The sequence below is a fragment of the Psychrobacter sp. W2-37-MNA-CIBAN-0211 genome (assembly GCF_040309405.1).
Lineage (GTDB): Bacteria > Pseudomonadota > Gammaproteobacteria > Pseudomonadales > Moraxellaceae > Psychrobacter > Psychrobacter glaciei.
On the sequence record NZ_JBEOOU010000020.1, the window covers coordinates 1 to 17,665 of the forward strand.

At 44.2% G+C, this 17,665-nt stretch carries 18 protein-coding genes and 1 tRNA gene; 2 read left to right on the forward strand and 17 right to left on the reverse strand.

What is annotated here, in order from left to right:
- Positions 1-91: 91 nt before the first annotated feature.
- The 5 genes from AAEY72_RS13685 to AAEY72_RS13705 all read right to left on the reverse strand — a co-directional run bounded on the left by AAEY72_RS13685 (position 92) and on the right by AAEY72_RS13705 (position 4,435).
- A complete protein-coding gene (locus AAEY72_RS13685) occupies positions 92-493 on the reverse strand; it encodes a lysozyme inhibitor LprI family protein (protein ID WP_352310985.1) in 402 nt (133 codons plus the stop codon).
- Between the two features lie 84 nt (positions 494-577).
- Positions 578-1,453, reverse strand: coding sequence for an NADPH-dependent 7-cyano-7-deazaguanine reductase QueF (queF, locus tag AAEY72_RS13690; RefSeq protein WP_352310987.1), 876 nt, complete (start codon positions 1,451-1,453; stop codon positions 578-580).
- 106 nt (positions 1,454-1,559) lie between these two features.
- The gene (locus AAEY72_RS13695) at positions 1,560-2,333 is read right to left on the reverse strand and encodes an ABC transporter permease (RefSeq protein ID WP_352311009.1); all 774 of its coding nucleotides are present in this window, start codon (positions 2,331-2,333) and stop codon (positions 1,560-1,562) included.
- 32 nt (positions 2,334-2,365) lie between these two features.
- Positions 2,366-3,328 (reverse strand): ABC transporter ATP-binding protein, encoded by a 963-nt coding sequence (locus AAEY72_RS13700; RefSeq protein WP_189586204.1) that lies wholly within the window; start codon positions 3,326-3,328, stop codon positions 2,366-2,368.
- Positions 3,329-3,754: 426 nt separating this feature from the next.
- Complete coding sequence (locus AAEY72_RS13705) at positions 3,755-4,435, reverse strand: c-type cytochrome (protein ID WP_194621045.1); 681 nt, start codon at positions 4,433-4,435, stop codon at positions 3,755-3,757.
- A gap of 363 nt (positions 4,436-4,798) precedes the next feature.
- Here AAEY72_RS13705 and AAEY72_RS13710 point away from each other — a divergent pair.
- Positions 4,799-4,875: transfer RNA gene (locus AAEY72_RS13710), tRNA-Arg, on the forward strand.
- Between the two features lie 692 nt (positions 4,876-5,567).
- On the opposite strand, the gene AAEY72_RS13715 is transcribed toward AAEY72_RS13710, so the two are convergent.
- Positions 5,568-5,957, reverse strand: a complete 390-nt coding sequence (locus AAEY72_RS13715) for a DUF6122 family protein (RefSeq protein WP_352310989.1) — start codon at positions 5,955-5,957, stop codon at positions 5,568-5,570.
- A 264-nt stretch (positions 5,958-6,221) separates the two neighbouring features.
- Here AAEY72_RS13715 and AAEY72_RS13720 point away from each other — a divergent pair, with 264 nt between their 5' ends.
- On the forward strand, positions 6,222-6,719 hold the full coding sequence (locus AAEY72_RS13720) for a hypothetical protein (RefSeq protein ID WP_352310991.1): 498 nt from the start codon (positions 6,222-6,224) through the stop codon (positions 6,717-6,719).
- Positions 6,720-6,831: 112 nt separating this feature from the next.
- Here AAEY72_RS13720 and AAEY72_RS13725 read toward each other — a convergent pair whose 3' ends face one another.
- The 11 genes from AAEY72_RS13725 to AAEY72_RS13775 form a co-directional block, all read right to left on the reverse strand.
- Positions 6,832-7,077, reverse strand: a complete 246-nt coding sequence (locus tag AAEY72_RS13725) for an ion channel (RefSeq protein WP_352311011.1) — start codon at positions 7,075-7,077, stop codon at positions 6,832-6,834.
- Positions 7,078-7,588: 511 nt separating this feature from the next.
- On the reverse strand, positions 7,589-8,881 hold the full coding sequence (locus tag AAEY72_RS13730) for an ATP-grasp domain-containing protein (RefSeq protein WP_352310993.1): 1,293 nt from the start codon (positions 8,879-8,881) through the stop codon (positions 7,589-7,591).
- Positions 8,882-9,028: 147 nt separating this feature from the next.
- The gene (gene tatC / locus AAEY72_RS13735) at positions 9,029-9,745 is read right to left on the reverse strand and encodes a twin-arginine translocase subunit TatC (protein ID WP_371532759.1); all 717 of its coding nucleotides are present in this window, start codon (positions 9,743-9,745) and stop codon (positions 9,029-9,031) included.
- 113 nt (positions 9,746-9,858) lie between these two features.
- Entirely contained in the window at positions 9,859-10,230 is a 372-nt protein-coding gene (gene tatB / locus AAEY72_RS13740; RefSeq protein ID WP_352310996.1) for a Sec-independent protein translocase protein TatB, read from the reverse strand.
- Positions 10,231-10,288: 58 nt separating this feature from the next.
- On the reverse strand, positions 10,289-10,561 hold the full coding sequence (gene tatA, locus AAEY72_RS13745) for a Sec-independent protein translocase subunit TatA (RefSeq protein ID WP_240216650.1): 273 nt from the start codon (positions 10,559-10,561) through the stop codon (positions 10,289-10,291).
- Positions 10,562-10,638: 77 nt separating this feature from the next.
- A complete protein-coding gene (locus tag AAEY72_RS13750) occupies positions 10,639-13,341 on the reverse strand; it encodes a copper-transporting P-type ATPase (protein ID WP_352310998.1) in 2,703 nt (900 codons plus the stop codon).
- Positions 13,342-13,481: 140 nt separating this feature from the next.
- Complete coding sequence (locus tag AAEY72_RS13755; protein ID WP_352311000.1) at positions 13,482-13,760, reverse strand: DUF5676 family membrane protein; 279 nt, start codon at positions 13,758-13,760, stop codon at positions 13,482-13,484.
- 114 nt (positions 13,761-13,874) lie between these two features.
- A complete protein-coding gene (locus tag AAEY72_RS13760) occupies positions 13,875-14,528 on the reverse strand; it encodes a methyltransferase family protein (RefSeq protein ID WP_352311002.1) in 654 nt (217 codons plus the stop codon).
- Positions 14,529-14,670: 142 nt separating this feature from the next.
- Positions 14,671-14,817 (reverse strand): hypothetical protein, encoded by a 147-nt coding sequence (locus AAEY72_RS13765; RefSeq protein ID WP_352311003.1) that lies wholly within the window; start codon positions 14,815-14,817, stop codon positions 14,671-14,673.
- A 223-nt stretch (positions 14,818-15,040) separates the two neighbouring features.
- Positions 15,041-15,790 carry an MBL fold metallo-hydrolase gene (locus tag AAEY72_RS13770; RefSeq protein WP_352311005.1) on the reverse strand — a complete coding sequence of 250 codons (750 nt, stop codon included), beginning with the start codon at positions 15,788-15,790 and terminating at the stop codon, positions 15,041-15,043.
- Positions 15,791-16,073: 283 nt separating this feature from the next.
- On the reverse strand, positions 16,074-17,417 hold the full coding sequence (locus tag AAEY72_RS13775) for an APC family permease (RefSeq protein ID WP_352311007.1): 1,344 nt from the start codon (positions 17,415-17,417) through the stop codon (positions 16,074-16,076).
- Positions 17,418-17,665: the final 248 nt, after the last annotated feature.

Genomic DNA, 17,665 nt, shown 5'->3' on the forward strand with positions numbered 1-17,665 from the left:
ACACTCAAATAACATGAATTTTGTCCATTAGCGACTACCTTCTAATTTCTAGCATGAATTTTGTCCATTACACCTAAAAAAATGAAAATTGTTATTTGATATTATATTTTTTAGCAATCGCCTTACTACGTTTCTTACTCTCATTAGCAGTACAGACATTAGCGTAAATCTGGGCGTACACCACAGAATTATTCATTGGACCTTCGTATTCAAAGTCACACTTATCATTACGATCCTTTAACCATATACGCTGCTCTTTATCCAACTGCTCTTTTTGTGTCGTATTCAAAGTACGATAAGCACTCATATAAATTTTATTAAGACGATTTTTTTCGACTATAATCGCATCGTTACCACAATCATAAGCCACTTCCATATAAGCGTCTTCACAGTTATATTGATTTTCGATAAACTCCGCTTGTGCCGATTGCATGAGAGAAATAGACAAAGCAGCTGCCGCTAGCGCCGTCAAAAAACCAGTTGCATCTTTCATCTCGACCTCCCAAGCAAAGCAAAATAACATTTGCCTATATAAGTATATAAACGGATTTGATGAATATTAGCAAGCACTCTTAGTCTACTGACGAATTAAACGGCTTGGCTTCGGCAATAAGCTTATATCACTCACGCGACAAGGGTTGATATCGATACCGCCTCGGCGCGTATACCACGCACGAACCATCAGCTCGCTTGGCTCATAGTATTGACTCAAATCAGCGAATATTTGCTCCACGCACTGCTCATGAAAGCCATTGTGCTGGCGAAAGCTTAAGATATAGCGCAGCATTGCAGCTTCGTCGACTGTCTTATCACTGATAATCGAAACCGCCAATGTGCCCCAATCGGGCTGATTGGTCACCGGACAGTTACTGCGCAATAGATTTGAATAAAAATTGTAGGACTGAGAGCTTTCTATTTCTAAATTAACATTCGTTTCAGCGTTACTCAGTAGCGAGGCATCGGGATGCTCGCATAATGCGACTTTATCATTACTACCTGCTAAGGCATCATCGATACAAACCCCTTCAGGCTGTGCAATTAATAATCCCGACTGCTCATTGCCTTGCTCATCATCTAAACCAAACAACTCAACGGTTACTTCTGCTTGCACACATGCTGACAAGTCTTTAGCAATTAGCGTTTGCACCTCTACCCAATTAGTAAATTCAGTAAAGTTGATACTGTTTAGATACAGCTTGAATGATTTTGACTCGACGATAAATGGAGAACTAGCGGGTATACTAAAGCGCGCGATGGCAACCTGTGAAATACCTTGCTGGTTAAGCCAAGACATCTCGAATGCCTGCCACCAATCGACGCCAACCATCAACTTATCGTCTTGCCAGCCAATAGCAGCGCGCCCCATACTGCGGGCAATAGGATACAAGGTTTCTGGACTATACTCAGTTGGATAGTCGGTGGTTTGCTCACCCAAGATACCGTGAATACTCATCTGTCTTCCTAATATTGAACAGTTAAAATTGATTCTAAAAGAGACTAATCAGACAGTGCATGCACTGTCTTTTAAATCATAGACATCATAAGTTAAATCATAGACATTATAAACGCACACGCGAGCCATCATTGAGCAGACGATACGAGATGATATAAAACACCACGCAGAATACAAAAATCGCGGCCATTGAATACCAGACATTGACATCAGAATACCCTAAAATCCCGTAGCGAAACGAGTTTACCATATAGACAATGGGATTGAGTAAGGAGACGGTTTGCCAAAATGTTGATAACCCTTCCATTGAGTAAAATACCCCACCCAAAAAAGTTAAAGGGGTTAATACAAAGCTCGGAATAATAGAAATATCATCAAATGAGCGGGCAAAGACGGCGTTAATAAAGCCGCCAAGCGAAAAGAGTATCGAAGTGCCAAGCACAGTAAATACCGTCACAAATAAATGCTCAATGCCAAGATCTGTAAAAAACAGCGCGACGATGGAGACGATAATAGCGATGGCCAAGCCGCGGAAGATACCACCGCTGACATAACCCATCAAGATAGCGTGCTTGGAAACAGGAGAAACCAACAGCTCCTCAATACTCGAAGTAAACTTGGCGCTAAAAAAGCTGGAGACCACATTAGAGTAACTATTGGTAATCACCGCCATCATAATAAGACCAGGAACGATGAATTGCATATAAGGCACACCGCCCATTTCACCCACTCTATCGCCTATCATTCTACCGAAGATAACGAAGTATAGCGTCATAGTAATCACGGGTGGCAATAAAGTCTGTGGCCAAATACGTAAAATACGGCGCACTTCTTTTAGCAAAATCGTCTGAAAAGCAATCCATTTTTTGGACCATGACATGCTGTCATTAGGGTCTACTACTATTTTCTGATTCATAGTCCTGACTCCTTCATACTGTCTCCATTCTGGATATTTTTGTCGACAAGGCGCATAAACAACTCTTCTAACCGATTGGATTTATTGCGCATACTAGCAATCGTAATACCTTGCTCAGACAATTGCGCAAACACGCCATTCAATGACTCACCTTCTGTTAAGGTCACTTCAAGCGTAAAATCGTCTGGCTGCGTCACTTCGGTGACACCTGTTAATTGTAACGGATGCTCAAGCGGGGTAGAAATATCAAAGACAAAAGTCTCAACCGATAACTGCGCGAGCAAATCCTTCATATCCGTATTAATTCGAATCTCACCATGGTCTAAAATAGCGATACGCTTACAAAGCTGCTCTGCCTCTTCAAGATAATGAGTGGTCAGAATAATCGTGGTGTTCTCTTCGATATTAATCTGCTGCATGAATTCCCACATAGAACGGCGCAGCTCAATATCTACCCCTGCGGTTGGTTCATCGAGAATCAATAGCTTAGGCTTGTGGATCAACGCTCGGGCAATCATCAAACGACGTTTCATACCACCTGACAGCTCGCGTGACATACTGTCGCGCTTGTCCCATAAACCAAGGGCGGTCAATAGCCTCTCGGCCCGAGGTTTTGCTTCTTTGGCAGAAATACCAAAATAGCCTGCTTGTGTAATCAGAATATCTTCGACTTTTTCGAACATATTAAAGTTAAACTCTTGCGGTACTACGCCAAGATATTGCTTAGCAACCGAAGGATTCTCTAACAAGTCATTGCCAAAAATATGCACACTGCCTGTTGTGGGCTTAAAAAGTGAGCTGATGATGCCAATCATTGTTGATTTACCCGCCCCATTGGGACCAAGTAACGCAAAGAATCCACCTTGTGGTACTGTAAGATCTACTCCCTTCAATGCCGAAAAGCCATTGTCATAAGTCTTGGATAAATTTTTTATCGTAAGCGCTGGTGCCTCAGACATGCAAACCTCTTTATTTGTTATAAATTTATGTGAAAATTGACTATTAAAATACTAGGGCGTGGCATCACTTAGATCGTGCGGCTTAAAATGAGAAGTACTGCTGCTAAATAAGGAGGAAATCGCCGTAGATATAAATATATTGACAAGATTTCTGACAGTGTTTAACAGGCTTTAGTTATTTTAAGACCAGCAAATGTGTAAATACGCTAATTGATGACAGGCCCTAATATTTGGCAGAGACAATCTAATGTCTTAAGGTGAGGCTATTAGCAACGAATTTCAACTGTGTTCTATTAGAAGCACCATATTAATAATACTCATCATTAAAAAAGCGCCTACCTCATTAAATGAAATAAGCGCTTAGTCAATGCGTATCTTAAAAGCTTAGTAAGCTATTCATCACGGTCAGTAATGGCTGAGCAATAATTAGCTGGCTTCACCAACCATATAATCTACTGCATTCTGAACTTCTTCATCCGGAATGTCCGCACCACCTTTAGCAGGCATCGCGTTGAAGCCATTGATCGCATGGGTGTATAGAGTATCTTTACCTTTTGCTATACGTGGTCCCCAAGCCCCTGCATCCCCTAACATAGGTGAACCAAGTAAACCTGAAGCATGACAAGTCTGACACACGGCATTGTATACTGCTTTGCCATCGCGAGGGCCATCACCTGCCGAAGGACCTGATGAGCGTGCCGTTACATCACAAACCTCATCGTCTTCGAAACATACTGTAGCGACAGGCTGAATACGAGCAATCAAGTTAGGATACAAAGCAATGAGCTTTTGTACTTGCGGCGTATCTTGTGGAATGGGTTCTTCATCCGCCGCAGGCGCTGCTGCTGCCACTTCTTCCGTTGCCGCAGCGTCATCTGTAGTACCGTCTGCTTGCCCGCTCGCATCGACCGCAGCAGTGTCATCTGTAGTATCGGCGGCAGCTTGAGTATCATCACCTAACTGTTGTGGCGCGTTTTCGACCACATCTTGCGCTTCTGCTACATCAGAGACAGTTACAGGTGTGCCTGCAACATCTTCCGCTTGGCTCACCGCGATACTAGCAATTCCTAGAATGGCAGCTGCCGATAACATCACTACTTTTCTCATTCGTCACGTTCTCTTATTACAGATACAAGGGCTCGCATGATTTGGACATTCTGTTTATCCTCCTTCGACGACAAACATTTCGTCATCAATAGCAAACAGCCATCCCGTCAGCGCGCGCACTTGTAATCGGTGATTATAAATATGAATTTTCCCTGACATTATAAGGGAAAAGACGGGCAAATTGCCATGCTTGTTTACTGACTATCCTGTTTTTTCTTAAAAAACGTCAATAGCGGGCTTCGCTCATTGGCTTTCTGGCTTTTATTTGTTAGACTAGGCGGTCTTTATTTTTCGACAGACTGCCCTGCCAATCATACTCAATTAAACGCAGTATTAAGCAACCTAGCAGTCAACTCGTATTATGCGCTCGTAGCTCAGTTGGATAGAGTATCGGTCTCCGAAGCCGAGGGTCGTGGGTTCGATTCCCGCCGAGCGCACCACTATTTATAGCTTAAGTTTTATTCATGGTTCGCCTCAAATATCATATTGTTTGAGGTTTTTTTGTGTCTGAATTTTAGATCAAGCCTTTTATTTATAAGGGCTGGCTATTTTATACATATAAAAACATAAGAGACAGTCCACTCTTTAATAACGAATGAGCTATGAGTTTGTGTGCATGCCTTCCACCTGTCAATCGATTTGCCAACAGTTAAACTATAGGTAGCTTATTTCCCTTATCTTGATCAGTGTAGATAACAACGCGACTAACAACCTTTGATGACTGCTCCTCTACCGTATGGTAGCCTAGCTTATCTAGTATACCCACGTCTCTTGCATAACCACTTATCTGTCTAATATCATCAATGATATAGCTTAAATTCCTATCTTGTTGATAAAGAGACTATATTTTATTACACAACGTCGCAGATTTGCTTAATACTACACGCGGAGCATTGAACAATCAGGCCAAACTGAAGAAGTAGCGGTTAGTTCTTGCCGCTATACCTGATTAGAAACAGAGCTATCTCACTAAGCTTAGAGTAACAAGCTAGACAAACTCAATCCTCGAATTGGAACACAAGCGGTCTAATGCGAGGACTTATTTAGGATTGGATAGCGATATATCTACTTCTAGGAGTCATTAAAGAGATGATTTGTGAGAGAGGTACAAAGGGATGTAGTCCCAACCGTATTAAAACTTAATAGCTCTGCCTAACCACGCTACCAACTCACGGGCAGGAGCCCCACTCAAGCACTGTGGACAATCAAGATAAGTCATTATGCAGTCATTTAAATCAGTCAACATATGTAGTAATAACCCTAAACCAATTACCTTATAGGGCTTTGGTAAAAACAACATGCCCGCATATACTGCCATCGCATAATAAGTATGTAGCGGATGGAAATTAATACTACAACGATTGGGCGAAAAGATAGGTGTCGCTAGCAGATGATCTAAATCAACTAGCATGGTTGCTAATAGGATCAAATAAACTCGCTTATAGTCACTACGAAAAAACATATAGGCGATGATAAACGGCATACCAAAGTGTAGAAAATAATGGATAACGGTTTGAGTCATCGCTTTTTCCGATTTAAGAGGGTGTTTTAAAAAGTGTTCTAAGAGTATCATACACGATCTGAGGTATACCTTCACACCTGAAAGACAGGCGCGAATCCACCACCTGGCATACGGAAGTTGGTCATCTGACCGTGATAAACACGCGCAGCAGGTAACATGCTAATCTACCGTTGAGAGACGCCAGTAAACGGTAACTCGGTCTGGTAATGAGGAACGAGTAAACATGCAACTGTATTTATTGCTATGGCTATTTTTGGAGGAATTATGACTCTTGTAAACCAATCGTGCCGAGCAGCAGCGTCAGCTGTGCTTGCCCTGATGGTGTGGAGCGTAAGTTTCTTTCTCCATTTTTTTTGGGAGATGGCACAGGTACCGTTCTTCTCAGGCATGGCAGAAGCGAGCCACTGGGAGGTGGTCTGGCTTTGTACACGTGCGACCTTCGGTGATGCCAATATTGCCTTTGGCGCCTACGTGCTTGGGGCGTTGTTTGTAAAAGACTGGTTCTGGATTTCAAAGCAGTGGCTTCTGTCGACTTTATCGATATACCTTGGCGTTGGCCTGATTGTGACAATACTCTTTGAATACTGGGCAACTGGAGCTGGCCAAAGGTGGAATTATAGTGGTCTGATGCCTGATGTTCCGTTACTAAGCATAGGTGCGTTGCCGCTCTTTCAGTGGATGGTCATTCCGATAATATTAATCTACGCTGTCAAATGGATGTTCCTTGGGTGGCTGGTTTCGAAGCGTACCGAACGCGAGTAGATCGAGTAAAACTACACCGACATTCTCTCAAAGCGCTTCCGGCATAGTCAACATCCATGTCCTGACCTGAGGTATGAAACTCTGCTCGATATATCGTTGAGAGGGCGTTTAGCTAATTTGAAAGGGGTTTTTTACCACTCATGATCTGAAGAACAAAGGTTCCGGATACTGTAATCAATAGGAAACCGTGGAAAGCCTCCATAGCAGTCATGAATCGTAGATGTCCGTTGGGCATGAGATCGCCTCGCCCAAGCGTTGTGAAGTTGACTAGCGAAAAGTAAAAGTAGTCCATAAAATTAAGAGAGCTACCATCGCTAGATGAGGACGATACGAGGTTACCGACCTCAAGGTCGTGCACAGCAAACCAGAAGCCAGCAGCGTAGAGCAACGCCTCGAACGTATGGGCAAGTACGATTGAGCCGACTGCGACCCCAAGACAGTGTCCTAGACGGCGTCACAAACTGTGACGAGAACTTTAACGCGCCGTAATGTATTGTCGTGCAGACAGCGATCAGAATCGCTGCCATTATGATTGCCAGAACCACTTTTTACCCTCTTCAAGAAAGTCATGTTATAGTCGAAGGAACGGCACAGATTACCACGCTCTATCTATCAACTGTAGTTGTTTCTTCCTATCGGTGTAAGCACAATAAGCCAGAAAAACTTATGCCCGTTTCGCCTCATAAGATAACGTATCCCTTTTATTCAGTATCGGATATAGTAATCCTAAGCCAATTATTTTGATGCAGAAAGTAATGAATAAAGAGTTGAATCATCATTTTTCCAGTTCAGCATGATATTTTGATTATTGCATTAGTACTTAGAATAATCCAAATAGTAAACACTGCTTAAAAGCCAAACCCAAATGATCACACTTGGAAAACAGGCGCAAATCCACCCCCTGGTGTGCGAAAATTAGTCGCTTGACCTTGATAGATACGCCCAGCAGTTAGTAACAGCTGTCCTGCATAGGTATAAAGACGTATATCTACTTTTTTGGTCGTCACAACATCATCGATTTTTATTGATCGCTCTGTAGCAGGTATAAAGGTCTGTGCAATATAATCCTCATCCAGAATGTTCTCAAAAACGCGTCGAGTGAGCTTGCTACCGCGATAGACGCCTTTGCTTCCATATCCAGCAACTGGCTTAAAAAACAATTGTCCCCGAGTACGCCATAACTCTGCTGCATCCTCTTTTATAACCATTTTGGTAGTTGGCACTGCCCTTTCTAGACATTTTGCATCATCATTATCTAGTCCCCACGACTGCAAAGTTTGCGGATCGGATAGTAAGGCTAAGTTGCGCTTATTCGCAAATATAGCATGGACATGAGGATTAGGCGTTACTACTACCGCACCCTCTAGATAGGCACTTTTAAGCACGGCGTGGTTAGGGTTTTCAAATGCAAAGTCGACCAACCGATTATAGATCATATCAATGGGCTTACCATGCGCTGTCAGCTTGCCATCAACATAGTTAATTTCAGACGGATCAAGTATAACGGTATCAATGCCCTTAGCTTGAAGTAGTCGGCAAGCCAGCTGAAACTCTAAATACATGAACTGACTTTTGGGATCATTATCGATAATAGCTATGCGATTAGGCATGGCAGTAGCCGATTGTCGCTGCCACTCTTGTATGAACATGTTAGTGACGGCTTCTTCAAAGCCATCAAGCATTTTAGTAGTATCAGCACTTTGCTCGGAAGGGTGGCAGCATTGTTTTTGTGCGCGGGCAAGTGCTACGTTTAAAAATGCGCCTCCAGCGTTAGTATTGATCTCAATAAGTTGAGGGCCATCGCTACCTAAGTGAAAGTCATAACCCATAAAGGCTCCTATTGGCCCTGGATCGAAAGCAGCAATTTTGGGTGCCCATGACAATACTTGCTGTTGGTAAAATGGAAGTCTAGCAGCCGACTCAATAGCTGCGACAATTCGCACCATTGTCTCTATCTCTGTTTTGGGGACAAACACCGGTGTTGCTGAAAAAATTTTATTAAGCTCATTAGCTCCTATTGGGTTGTCTCTAGTGTCTGACAATTGATTTTGAAGGCTAGTATTAAGTACTTTACGATCTAAAGTACGGCAATAGCACTCTTTATTAAGTTGATCTGCAAGATTGTCATTCACTTTATCTTGGTTATTGCTTAGGTGTTCCATTTAAATCTCATTACTAAGTTTAGTGGGTATGCTGATAAGGTTTAGAAGACAGCCAAAGTAAAAAAGGTATTTGAAATGTTTAAGATAAGGTTGTTTTTATAGTTGTTTTATAAAATAGTCATTGTGCGCCATAGCTACTTTGCGAGGTTAAACAGTTTTATGCTCTTCTTTGATTAGCACTTTTGCTAAAAACAAACCTAACTCGAACAGTAGCCACATCGGAATCGCTAGCAATAGCATTGAGACACCATCGGGTGGTGTAACTACAGCTGCCACAGCAAAACAACCAACAATGATATATCGGCGCTTACTCTCTAGACTCTGAGTGGATACGATACCGACCATTATCAATAGTAAAGTAACCACTGGAATCTCAAAAGTCAGTCCAAACACCATAAACAACTTGAGTGCAAAGCTCAGATAACTATCAATATCGGTCATAGGTATGACATTCTGCGGAGCGAATAGGATAAAGAACTTTAATACGCCTTTGAGTACCACAAAGTAGGCAAAGGCAACACCCGTATAAAATAGAAATATCGAAGAAAACAGCACAGGAATGGCAATTTTCTTCTCTTTTTTATATAAGCCAGAAGCTATAAATGACCAAATTTGATACAGAATATAAGGCATCACTACAAATGCAGCAACGAAAATTGTCAAGCGAATAGGTGCCATAAAGTTTGAGGTAATGTCAGTGGCAATCATAGTCGAGTTCGCAGGCAACTGTGCAACTAGAGGGTCTGATAAAAGGTTGTAGAGTTCACGCGAAAACCCTACCAATGCTAAGAAAACAATCAAAACGGCTACGCATATTTTGATGAGATGCTTGCGTAGTTCAATCAAGTGTTCAGTAATAGGCATATCACTGAGCGCATTCAGCACATTATCAGCCTCATCACTATGGGCAGTGTCTGGGGCTTTAATATTTGTATCCGCTAACTTTTTTTGTCGATTTTTTTGGCGTTTAAATAAGCTCATTCATTCACCTTTTCTATAGGTGAAGAAGAAATATTTGGCTGATGAGGATCGGTTGGTTGATGTGAAGCGTCTAAGCTTTGATTCTGCGAGTCTTCAAACTTTTGCATACTACCGCGCATCTCTGCTAGTTCACGCTTCATATCTGACTCAGTCTGACGGATTTTTGCAAGCTCATTTTGCATTTGTTGGCGCGTTTCAGCCAGATCAAGCTCAGCTTCTATTTCAGACTGTAAAGTGGATACTGTACGGCGCAGTTTGGCATACCATTGCCCAGCCGTACGTGCGGCCTGCGGCAGTTTTTCTGGGCCCAATACGATTAAGGCTATGACGCCAAACAAGAGTAACTCGGAAAACCCGATATCAAACATAACAGACAAATATATTAATTAATAGGCTATTGAGTATCGCCATCTATAGCGGCGCATTTCATACTTTCTGCTTATTATCAGTGGTAGCAGGGTTGATTTCTATATCATCAGCCTGTGTATTTGAGTCAGTATCTGGTACTGGCAGATTGCCTTCATGACTAAGTGCGCGGTTTTTGCGAGTATGCTCGGTCTCTTCATCTTTTACCGCTTCTTTAAAGCCCTTTACCGCACCGCCTAAATCTTTACCCGCGTTTTTGAGCTTAGCGGTACCAAATACAACCACTACGACTACTAACAAAATCAGCCAATGTGTAATAGAAAAACTACCCATAACGATATCCTTATTTTTAAATTCTAATAAAACCCGTATTGGGCATTACGTTTTGACAATTTTTCCTAACATTCATATCACAAGTCCAACCTACGTAGTCTAAGCGCGTTAACAATCACCGAGAATGACGACAAGCTCATAGCTGCCGCTGCTATCATTGGACTAAGTAGAAGCCCAAATACGGGATAGAGCACACCTGCGGCAATTGGGACACCAAGTGCATTGTAAATAAAGGCAAAAAACAGGTTCTGTCTGATATTGCGCATGGTGGCGTGGCTAAGCTTATAAGCTTTAGCAATGCCCATTAAATCACCTTTTAGCAGGGTAATACCCGCACTCTCCATCGCCACATCGGTACCCGTTCCCATAGCGATACCAACATTAGCCTGCGCTAGTGCGGGCGCATCGTTGATACCGTCACCTGCCATTGCTACCAATTTACCGCTATCTTGCATCTCTTTGACGATACGGTTTTTGTCCTCTGGTGAGACGTCGGCATGGACTTCATCGATACCTAATTTATTGGCGACTGCCTGCGCGGTTTTTTCGTTATCACCCGTTAGCATGACGACTTTTAGTCCCGCGTCATGAAGCAGTGAAATAGCCTCTTTGGTGCTTGGTTTAATAGGGTCAGCAACTGAAATAATACCAGCAGCTTTACCATCTATAGCCACAAACATTACCGTTTCACCGTCTTTTCTACGGACATCAGCTTTAATGGACAGCTCATTATCAAAACTATTTAGGCTTTCCATAAGCTTAGAGTTACCAATAGCGACTTTCTTACCATCGACCACGGCTTGTACGCCTTCGCCAGTAGTCGAATTAAAGTCAGTAGCTTTAGGAATAATGAGTGATCTTTCTTGAGCCGCTCTAACGATAGCTTCTGCCAGAGGATGTTCGCTAGCACTCTCTACCGCTGCGACGAGTACAAGGAGTTCATCCTCATCTAAGTCGCCAAGCGCTTCGATAGCGGTAAGTTCTGGTTTGCCTGCTGTCAGTGTTCCGGTTTTGTCCACGACGATGGTGTCAACTTTTTCCATGCTCTCTAACGCTTCAGCGTTCTTAATGAGCACTCCATTCTGCGCACCTTTGCCAGTACCAACCATGATCGACATTGGCGTGGCGAGTCCCAACGCACAAGGGCAGGCTATGATTAATACCGCGATAGCATTGACCAATGCAAAAGCCATTGCAGGCGCAGGTCCGAACACAGCCCAAACAATAAAGGTTACGACAGAGGTAACCAGAACAACTGGCACGAACCAACCAGCTACTTTATCCACCAGTTTCTGTATTGGCGCTCGGCTACGCTGAGCTTCAGCAACCATCTTGACAATTTTGGACAATACGGTGTCCTCACCAACATCGACTGCTTCAACCAATAGGGTCCCAGTACCGTTTACTGTGCCGCCGGTGACTGTATCACCTTGTTCCTTTAAGACTGGAATTGGTTCGCCAGTCACCATCGACTCATCAATGCTGCTACTGCCATCTAGCACCGTGCCGTCTACAGGAAGCTTTTCTCCTGGCTTCACTCGCAATCTGTCGCCACTGACAACTTCGTCAAGTGACACTTCTGTCTCGATATCGTTCTCATCTACACGTCTTGCCGTTGGTGGTGCCAGCTCGAGTAGAGCACGAATCGCGCCAGAGGTCTGACTTCTGGCCTTGAGCTCCAGAACCTGACCCAATAGCACCAGTGTCACAATGACTGCTGCTGCTTCGTAGTAAACCCCAACTTGACCAGAGGCGTCTCTGAAGCTATCTGGAAAAATACCCGGCAAAAAGGTTGCTACCAGACTGAAACCAAAAGCAGCGCCTACGCCCACCGCAATCAGAGTAAACATATTCAGGTTTCGGCTTTTTACGGATTGCCAACCGCGGACAAAGAACGGCGCTGCGCCCCAGAGCACAACTGGCGTCGCAAGCGCCAGCTGAATCCACTGAGCAATCTGCCCAGAGATATCGCCCTGACCGCCCTGAATAAGGCTGTCTAGGTTTATCCCGACCATGTCACTCATTGCATATAAAAATAGCGGTATGGTCAGTGCCGTACATATCCAGAAACGGCGCGTCATATCATCGAGCTCTGAGGTGTCCTCCTCACCGATAGTAGCCGTCTCTGGCTCAAGCGCCATGCCGCATATCGGACAGCCACTATTCTCCACGTCTCTAACCTCAGGATGCATGGGACAGATATAGACCATACCGCTGTAGCCAGCTGGTACCAGATCGTACTTGCCACCTTTGACAGATTTTATATCTTTATTCGAAGCGCTGTCATTATGACTATGGCAGCTTGCGTGGTTATCTTCCATCTCTGCCATCTCTTCCATCTCTGCAACAGTGTCTTCAGGTTTGAGAGACATTTTGCATATTGGACAGCCGCTATCCTCGATGTCCCTGACTTCAGGATGCATAGGGCAGGTATAGATTGTTCCGCTGTAGCCAGCTGGCACCTTGTCATGCTTGCCGCCTTTAACAGATTTTTCATCTGTATTCGCCGTACTATGGCAGCCTACGTGACTGTCTTTCATCTCCTCCATCTCGGTAACAGTGTCTTCAGGTTTAAGAGACATTTTACATATCGGACAACCACTATCCTCGACGTCCCTGACTTCGGGATGCATTGGGCAGGTATAAACTGTACCACTGTAGCTGGTCGGCACCTTGTCGTAAGTGCTATCTTTATTAGGTTCTATGCCTGTATTCGCTGTATCGTCACAGCAATCATGGTCTTCATTGTCCGAAGTTTTTTTTGTCGTATCGTGTTTCATGACTATGTTTCCGTTATTGATTGCAATGATAGTTTAGGATTAAGTTGCCAGCTTTTGATGCCATCCAAGATCAGTGCACTGTTAGTCGTTCTCAGTATAGCTGACCTATCTGAGCCGAAGGTTCAACCGCTACAATAAACTCATCGTACTTTGGCAAACCAGCGATATAGCGGCACAAACACAATCGCAAAATACCACCCATAAAGATAGGATTCGATAAGCCCAATCAGGAAACCTGACCATGTCAACCATTCAAAACCAGGTAGCAGCGGTGCCCAAGCCTCATGCATGCTTATCTGCTCAGGTGCGATTAGCCCAAAACCTATGCACAAGAGATAGCTGATGAGCAGAAACAAAGACACGCTGTTGCCCACAGGGCCAATTCTTAAAGTATTCGTTGTTGAATTCAATTCGTTCATTTTGGCTCTCCTCGGTATTGCGTAATGCACTTCACACCTGATCCAACCAACCGTTTGTCTGTCCGTTCAATACCAAGCGTGCTGTATCAGTAAAAGCTTTACATTGAGTTGATATCACTTTTTGGCTTGTGAGGCGGCAGCAAGCTGACGCCAGCGTCCCCAGCGGGGAATGAACATTGGCACTCGCCGTTTGTAGGTCAGGTAGTCTTCACCGAACGCTTCAAGCATGTGTTTTTCCTCACGTCGAGCTAGCCACGTATACACTAGCACAATCACTGGGAAGAGGCCGATCGAGAACAGGGTTGGCCAATGTACTACGCCTTCCCCGAACAGCGCGATAAACAGCCCAGTGTACTGGGGATGTCGCACGTAGGCATAGAGTCCTTCAGTCATTAGGCGATTTTCGCCCCGTGCTTTGTGGACTTGGCGCCAACCTTGAGCAAAAAGACCGACTCCTAAAAATGCAATAGCATAGCCGAGTAGCATAGAGATCATCATGCCCGTTTCACCCAGACCAACGAGAGTTGACCATAAACTGGCACTGACATATTCGCTGTCCAAACCAAAGAAACGGATCAACAAATAAATGGTGAGCGGAAAGCCATACATTTCTGCATAGAGCGCGATAATGAAAGCCTGAACTACACCGGCTCCAGCCCATTCACGCCAGTTCTTCGGTGCGAAATAACGGTAGAAGAACCAAGAAATCAAAACAATAACAATTAGTGCGAGACCCCAGGCGCCAGCGTGTTCAAATAGCTCATTCATAACTCGTTTTCCCTACTTTCTTTGTGCATACCGTGTTTTATGAAATCACTCCTTGAAGACGATGGGTAGAGATTTAGACTCTACGAAATTGGTACCCGAACACCGTTTTTCTACTGCCAAATTTAGTTATTTATTATGAGGTTCAGTCTGGTTTGCGCAGATATTTGAGAAGTGCCATAAATACCAACACGATCACAGTAAAAAATAGTAGCGCAAAAAACAAGCAGACAATCATCATTCCCCAGCCCATGCCTTGCATCATTGTTCCGTTCATCATACCGTTCATCATATTATTTCTCCATAGATCATAGTATTAGCATTAATGGTAGTGTGCGAGCTCAGCATAAGAATATTGAATGCCCGTTAATGACATCGATCCAAGATAGGCTTAAAAATAATCAGCTTTTGTCTGATTGAATTGACCGTCATATTGATGTAATCCAATCCACTATTCCTAACCAGGTTGGGAGCCGATGAACCGGCCATCGTCAATTTCCCTGAAACCAGTCATATCAGCCCTGTGGGCTCTGCGTCATCTGGCGACAATAACTGGCTAGGTTGTCTGGCAAGTCATCTGGGCAAACGCCACATTGCTGGTTGCCGGGAACAGCGTAGTCGATGAATTTTGGATACGGTAGGTTTAGGTTGTCCATGATGACCTTGAACTCTTCGATTGTCGTATCCCCACCAAGCCGTGGATTGCGCTTCTTTTCCTGATTGATCGAAGACACAAAGCGCCCCTGATAGTCGTGCGCGGGGTAAACCAAAGTGTCGCCTGGTAAAGAAAACAGCTTCTGCCGCACAGATTTATACAGTGCATCGACGTCACCGTTCTGGAAGTCGGTCCGGCCGCACCCGTCAATGAGTAAAGCATCCCCAGTGAACACACGCTCATTAAAGAGATAGGCAAAATGCCCAGCGGTGTGCCCTGGCGTATGTAAAGGATGTAAGGTAATGCCAGCAACCTTCAAAGGTATGCCCTCTTCGAGCCCGACATCCGCACATGGCAGCCGGTCGTAGGCAGGCGCGGCGATCTTGCTGCCAACAGCGTGCTTCAACTCCAACGCCGCGGTGATATGGTCCGCATGGATATGCGTATCAACTGTGTAGACCAAATGCAGGCCTAACTTACGCACCTCGGCCAAGTCGCGGTCCATTGTTGCAATGACCGGATCAATAAGGACAGCTTGCCCTGTGTCTTCGTCCCCCAACAGATAAGTGTAGGTGCTTGAAAGGGGTTCATACAATTGCCGAAAGATCATGATAACTCCTTGTCTGATGCAGTAGACGGCGTCCGACATACCAATCTTTATATTTTATATATATATATTATGTTCCAGTATATTGTACTTGTAAAGTATTACACCGTACGGGCCTCTCAAGATGTTCCCGAGATAAATTTATTCAGTGAAACTTCATGCTGTAGCTGACGAAGCGTGCAAGCTTTTAAAGGTGTCATCCACCCCAGCCCATGCCCTGCATCATTGTTCCGTTCATCATCGTTCCATTAATCATAGTATTTCTCCATAGATCATAGTATTAGCATTAATGGTGATGTGCCAATGCATCTTTTTCGATAGATTTTCTCCTCGCTGACGACTTGAGGTAAATCTGCTCAGCCACAGCAATCACTACAATGGTGACAATTGCTACGCCAATCACAAATGGATCTGAATTCAGTTTAATCCAGACAAAGCCACCGAGAACCAAAAGATCAAGAAATATGGCCACTGCCGGTACCCATATCACAGCTTTCACGTCTTGACGAAGGTATCGCAGAACACCCCAATGAATGGCAATATCCATAATTAGATAAAAAACAATCCCAAGCGCTGCAATACGTGACAAATCAAACAATGTCGTGAAAGCCAAGCCCAGCACTACGGTATAGACGAGCGTGTGCTTCTGGATACTTCCGGGCATCCCGAAGTGGCGATGAGGTACCAGCTTCATCTCGGTCAACATTGCAAGCATACGAGAGACTGCGAAGATACTAGCAAGAAGACCTCCAGCAGTAGCTATCATTGCGATTGCCACTGTGAACCACAGACCATAATCGCCCAGCGCTGGGCGTGCAGCGGCAGCCAGAGAGTAATCACGAGTTTCAATAATTTCAGCAAGAGATAGATTGCTTGCTACAGCGAAGCCCACCAAGGTGTAAATCACTACGCAAACTGCAATCGAAATAATGATGGCTCGACCAACGTTACGATGCGGGTCTTTTACCTCTGAGCCACTATTGGCTATCGTGGTAAAGCCCTTAAATGCCAGTATGCCTAGCGCCGTTGCGCCAAGAAAGTTGCCAACGGTACCCGTGTCTTCCAATGTAGAGGAGTCAACTGCAAGACTATCAGCCAGCCAGACCCCAACCAATCCAAAGACAAGAATACCGACAATCTTGAGAATGCCAATAATGGAGGCGACCCCTTGGATCCAACGATTACTGAGCAGGTTAATCAGAAATGCAGCAAGAATAAGCGCTGCGCCAAGGACGGACACCATACGGCCACTATCATCACCACCGAACAGCTGCATCGTATATGACCCGAACGTCCGAGCCAGAAAGCTCTGTGCAATAACCATAGAAAAATACATCAGTAAGGCGTTAAACCCGGTTGGCAAACGATCTCCGTATGCCTGATGCAAGTACATCGCAACACCACCAGCTGACGGATAGGCGTTAGATATTTTGATATAGGAATAGGCACTAAAAGAAACAACGATTGCAGCAGCCAAAAAAGCCAATGGGAAAAGCGAACCTGTCATCTGAGCCATCTGCCCAGTCAATGCAAAAATACCGGCGCCAATCATGACACCGGTACCTAGCATAACTGTGCCTGATAAGGTTAGGCTATCTTGCTGATAACGAGTCGTTCTGTTTTGTTCCATGCCTATTAATCCTTTCACTACCTTTTTGACTAGTAGGATTTTGAATCTGCGGTGGATGAGAACTTTGAGTGAAGGGACCTACATGAGTACTGTAACCATTCGATAGATTACTATTTCCTTAGTTTAAAACACTCTTATAATCTTTTACTCTAGATCTGTGATAAGCGCTTGCATCTCAGCGATTTCACGTTTTTGCGCTTTTATAATATCGTCAGCAAGCTGTTGTACACGCGGATCTTCAATATCAG

Coding starts and splice junctions, on each gene's coding strand:
- AAEY72_RS13765 (WP_352311003.1), bottom strand. CDS start 14,817: ATGATGAACGGTATGATGAACGGAACAATGATGCAAGGCATGGGCTGG.
- AAEY72_RS13755 (WP_352311000.1), bottom strand. CDS start 13,760: ATGAACGAATTGAATTCAACAACGAATACTTTAAGAATTGGCCCTGTG.
- queF (WP_352310987.1), bottom strand. CDS start 1,453: ATGAGTATTCACGGTATCTTGGGTGAGCAAACCACCGACTATCCAACT.
- tatA (WP_240216650.1), bottom strand. CDS start 10,561: ATGGGTAGTTTTTCTATTACACATTGGCTGATTTTGTTAGTAGTCGTA.
- AAEY72_RS13750 (WP_352310998.1), bottom strand. CDS start 13,341: ATGAAACACGATACGACAAAAAAAACTTCGGACAATGAAGACCATGAT.
- AAEY72_RS13775 (WP_352311007.1), bottom strand. CDS start 17,417: ATGGAACAAAACAGAACGACTCGTTATCAGCAAGATAGCCTAACCTTA.
- tatB (WP_352310996.1), bottom strand. CDS start 10,230: ATGTTTGATATCGGGTTTTCCGAGTTACTCTTGTTTGGCGTCATAGCC.
- AAEY72_RS13705 (WP_194621045.1), bottom strand. CDS start 4,435: ATGAGAAAAGTAGTGATGTTATCGGCAGCTGCCATTCTAGGAATTGCT.
- AAEY72_RS13760 (WP_352311002.1), bottom strand. CDS start 14,528: ATGAATGAGCTATTTGAACACGCTGGCGCCTGGGGTCTCGCACTAATT.
- AAEY72_RS13720 (WP_352310991.1), top strand. CDS start 6,222: ATGACTCTTGTAAACCAATCGTGCCGAGCAGCAGCGTCAGCTGTGCTT.
- AAEY72_RS13700 (WP_189586204.1), bottom strand. CDS start 3,328: ATGTCTGAGGCACCAGCGCTTACGATAAAAAATTTATCCAAGACTTAT.
- AAEY72_RS13770 (WP_352311005.1), bottom strand. CDS start 15,790: ATGATCTTTCGGCAATTGTATGAACCCCTTTCAAGCACCTACACTTAT.
- AAEY72_RS13715 (WP_352310989.1), bottom strand. CDS start 5,957: ATGACTCAAACCGTTATCCATTATTTTCTACACTTTGGTATGCCGTTT.
- AAEY72_RS13730 (WP_352310993.1), bottom strand. CDS start 8,881: ATGGAACACCTAAGCAATAACCAAGATAAAGTGAATGACAATCTTGCA.
- AAEY72_RS13695 (WP_352311009.1), bottom strand. CDS start 2,333: ATGTCATGGTCCAAAAAATGGATTGCTTTTCAGACGATTTTGCTAAAA.
- AAEY72_RS13685 (WP_352310985.1), bottom strand. CDS start 493: ATGAAAGATGCAACTGGTTTTTTGACGGCGCTAGCGGCAGCTGCTTTG.
- tatC (WP_371532759.1), bottom strand. CDS start 9,745: ATGCCTATTACTGAACACTTGATTGAACTACGCAAGCATCTCATCAAA.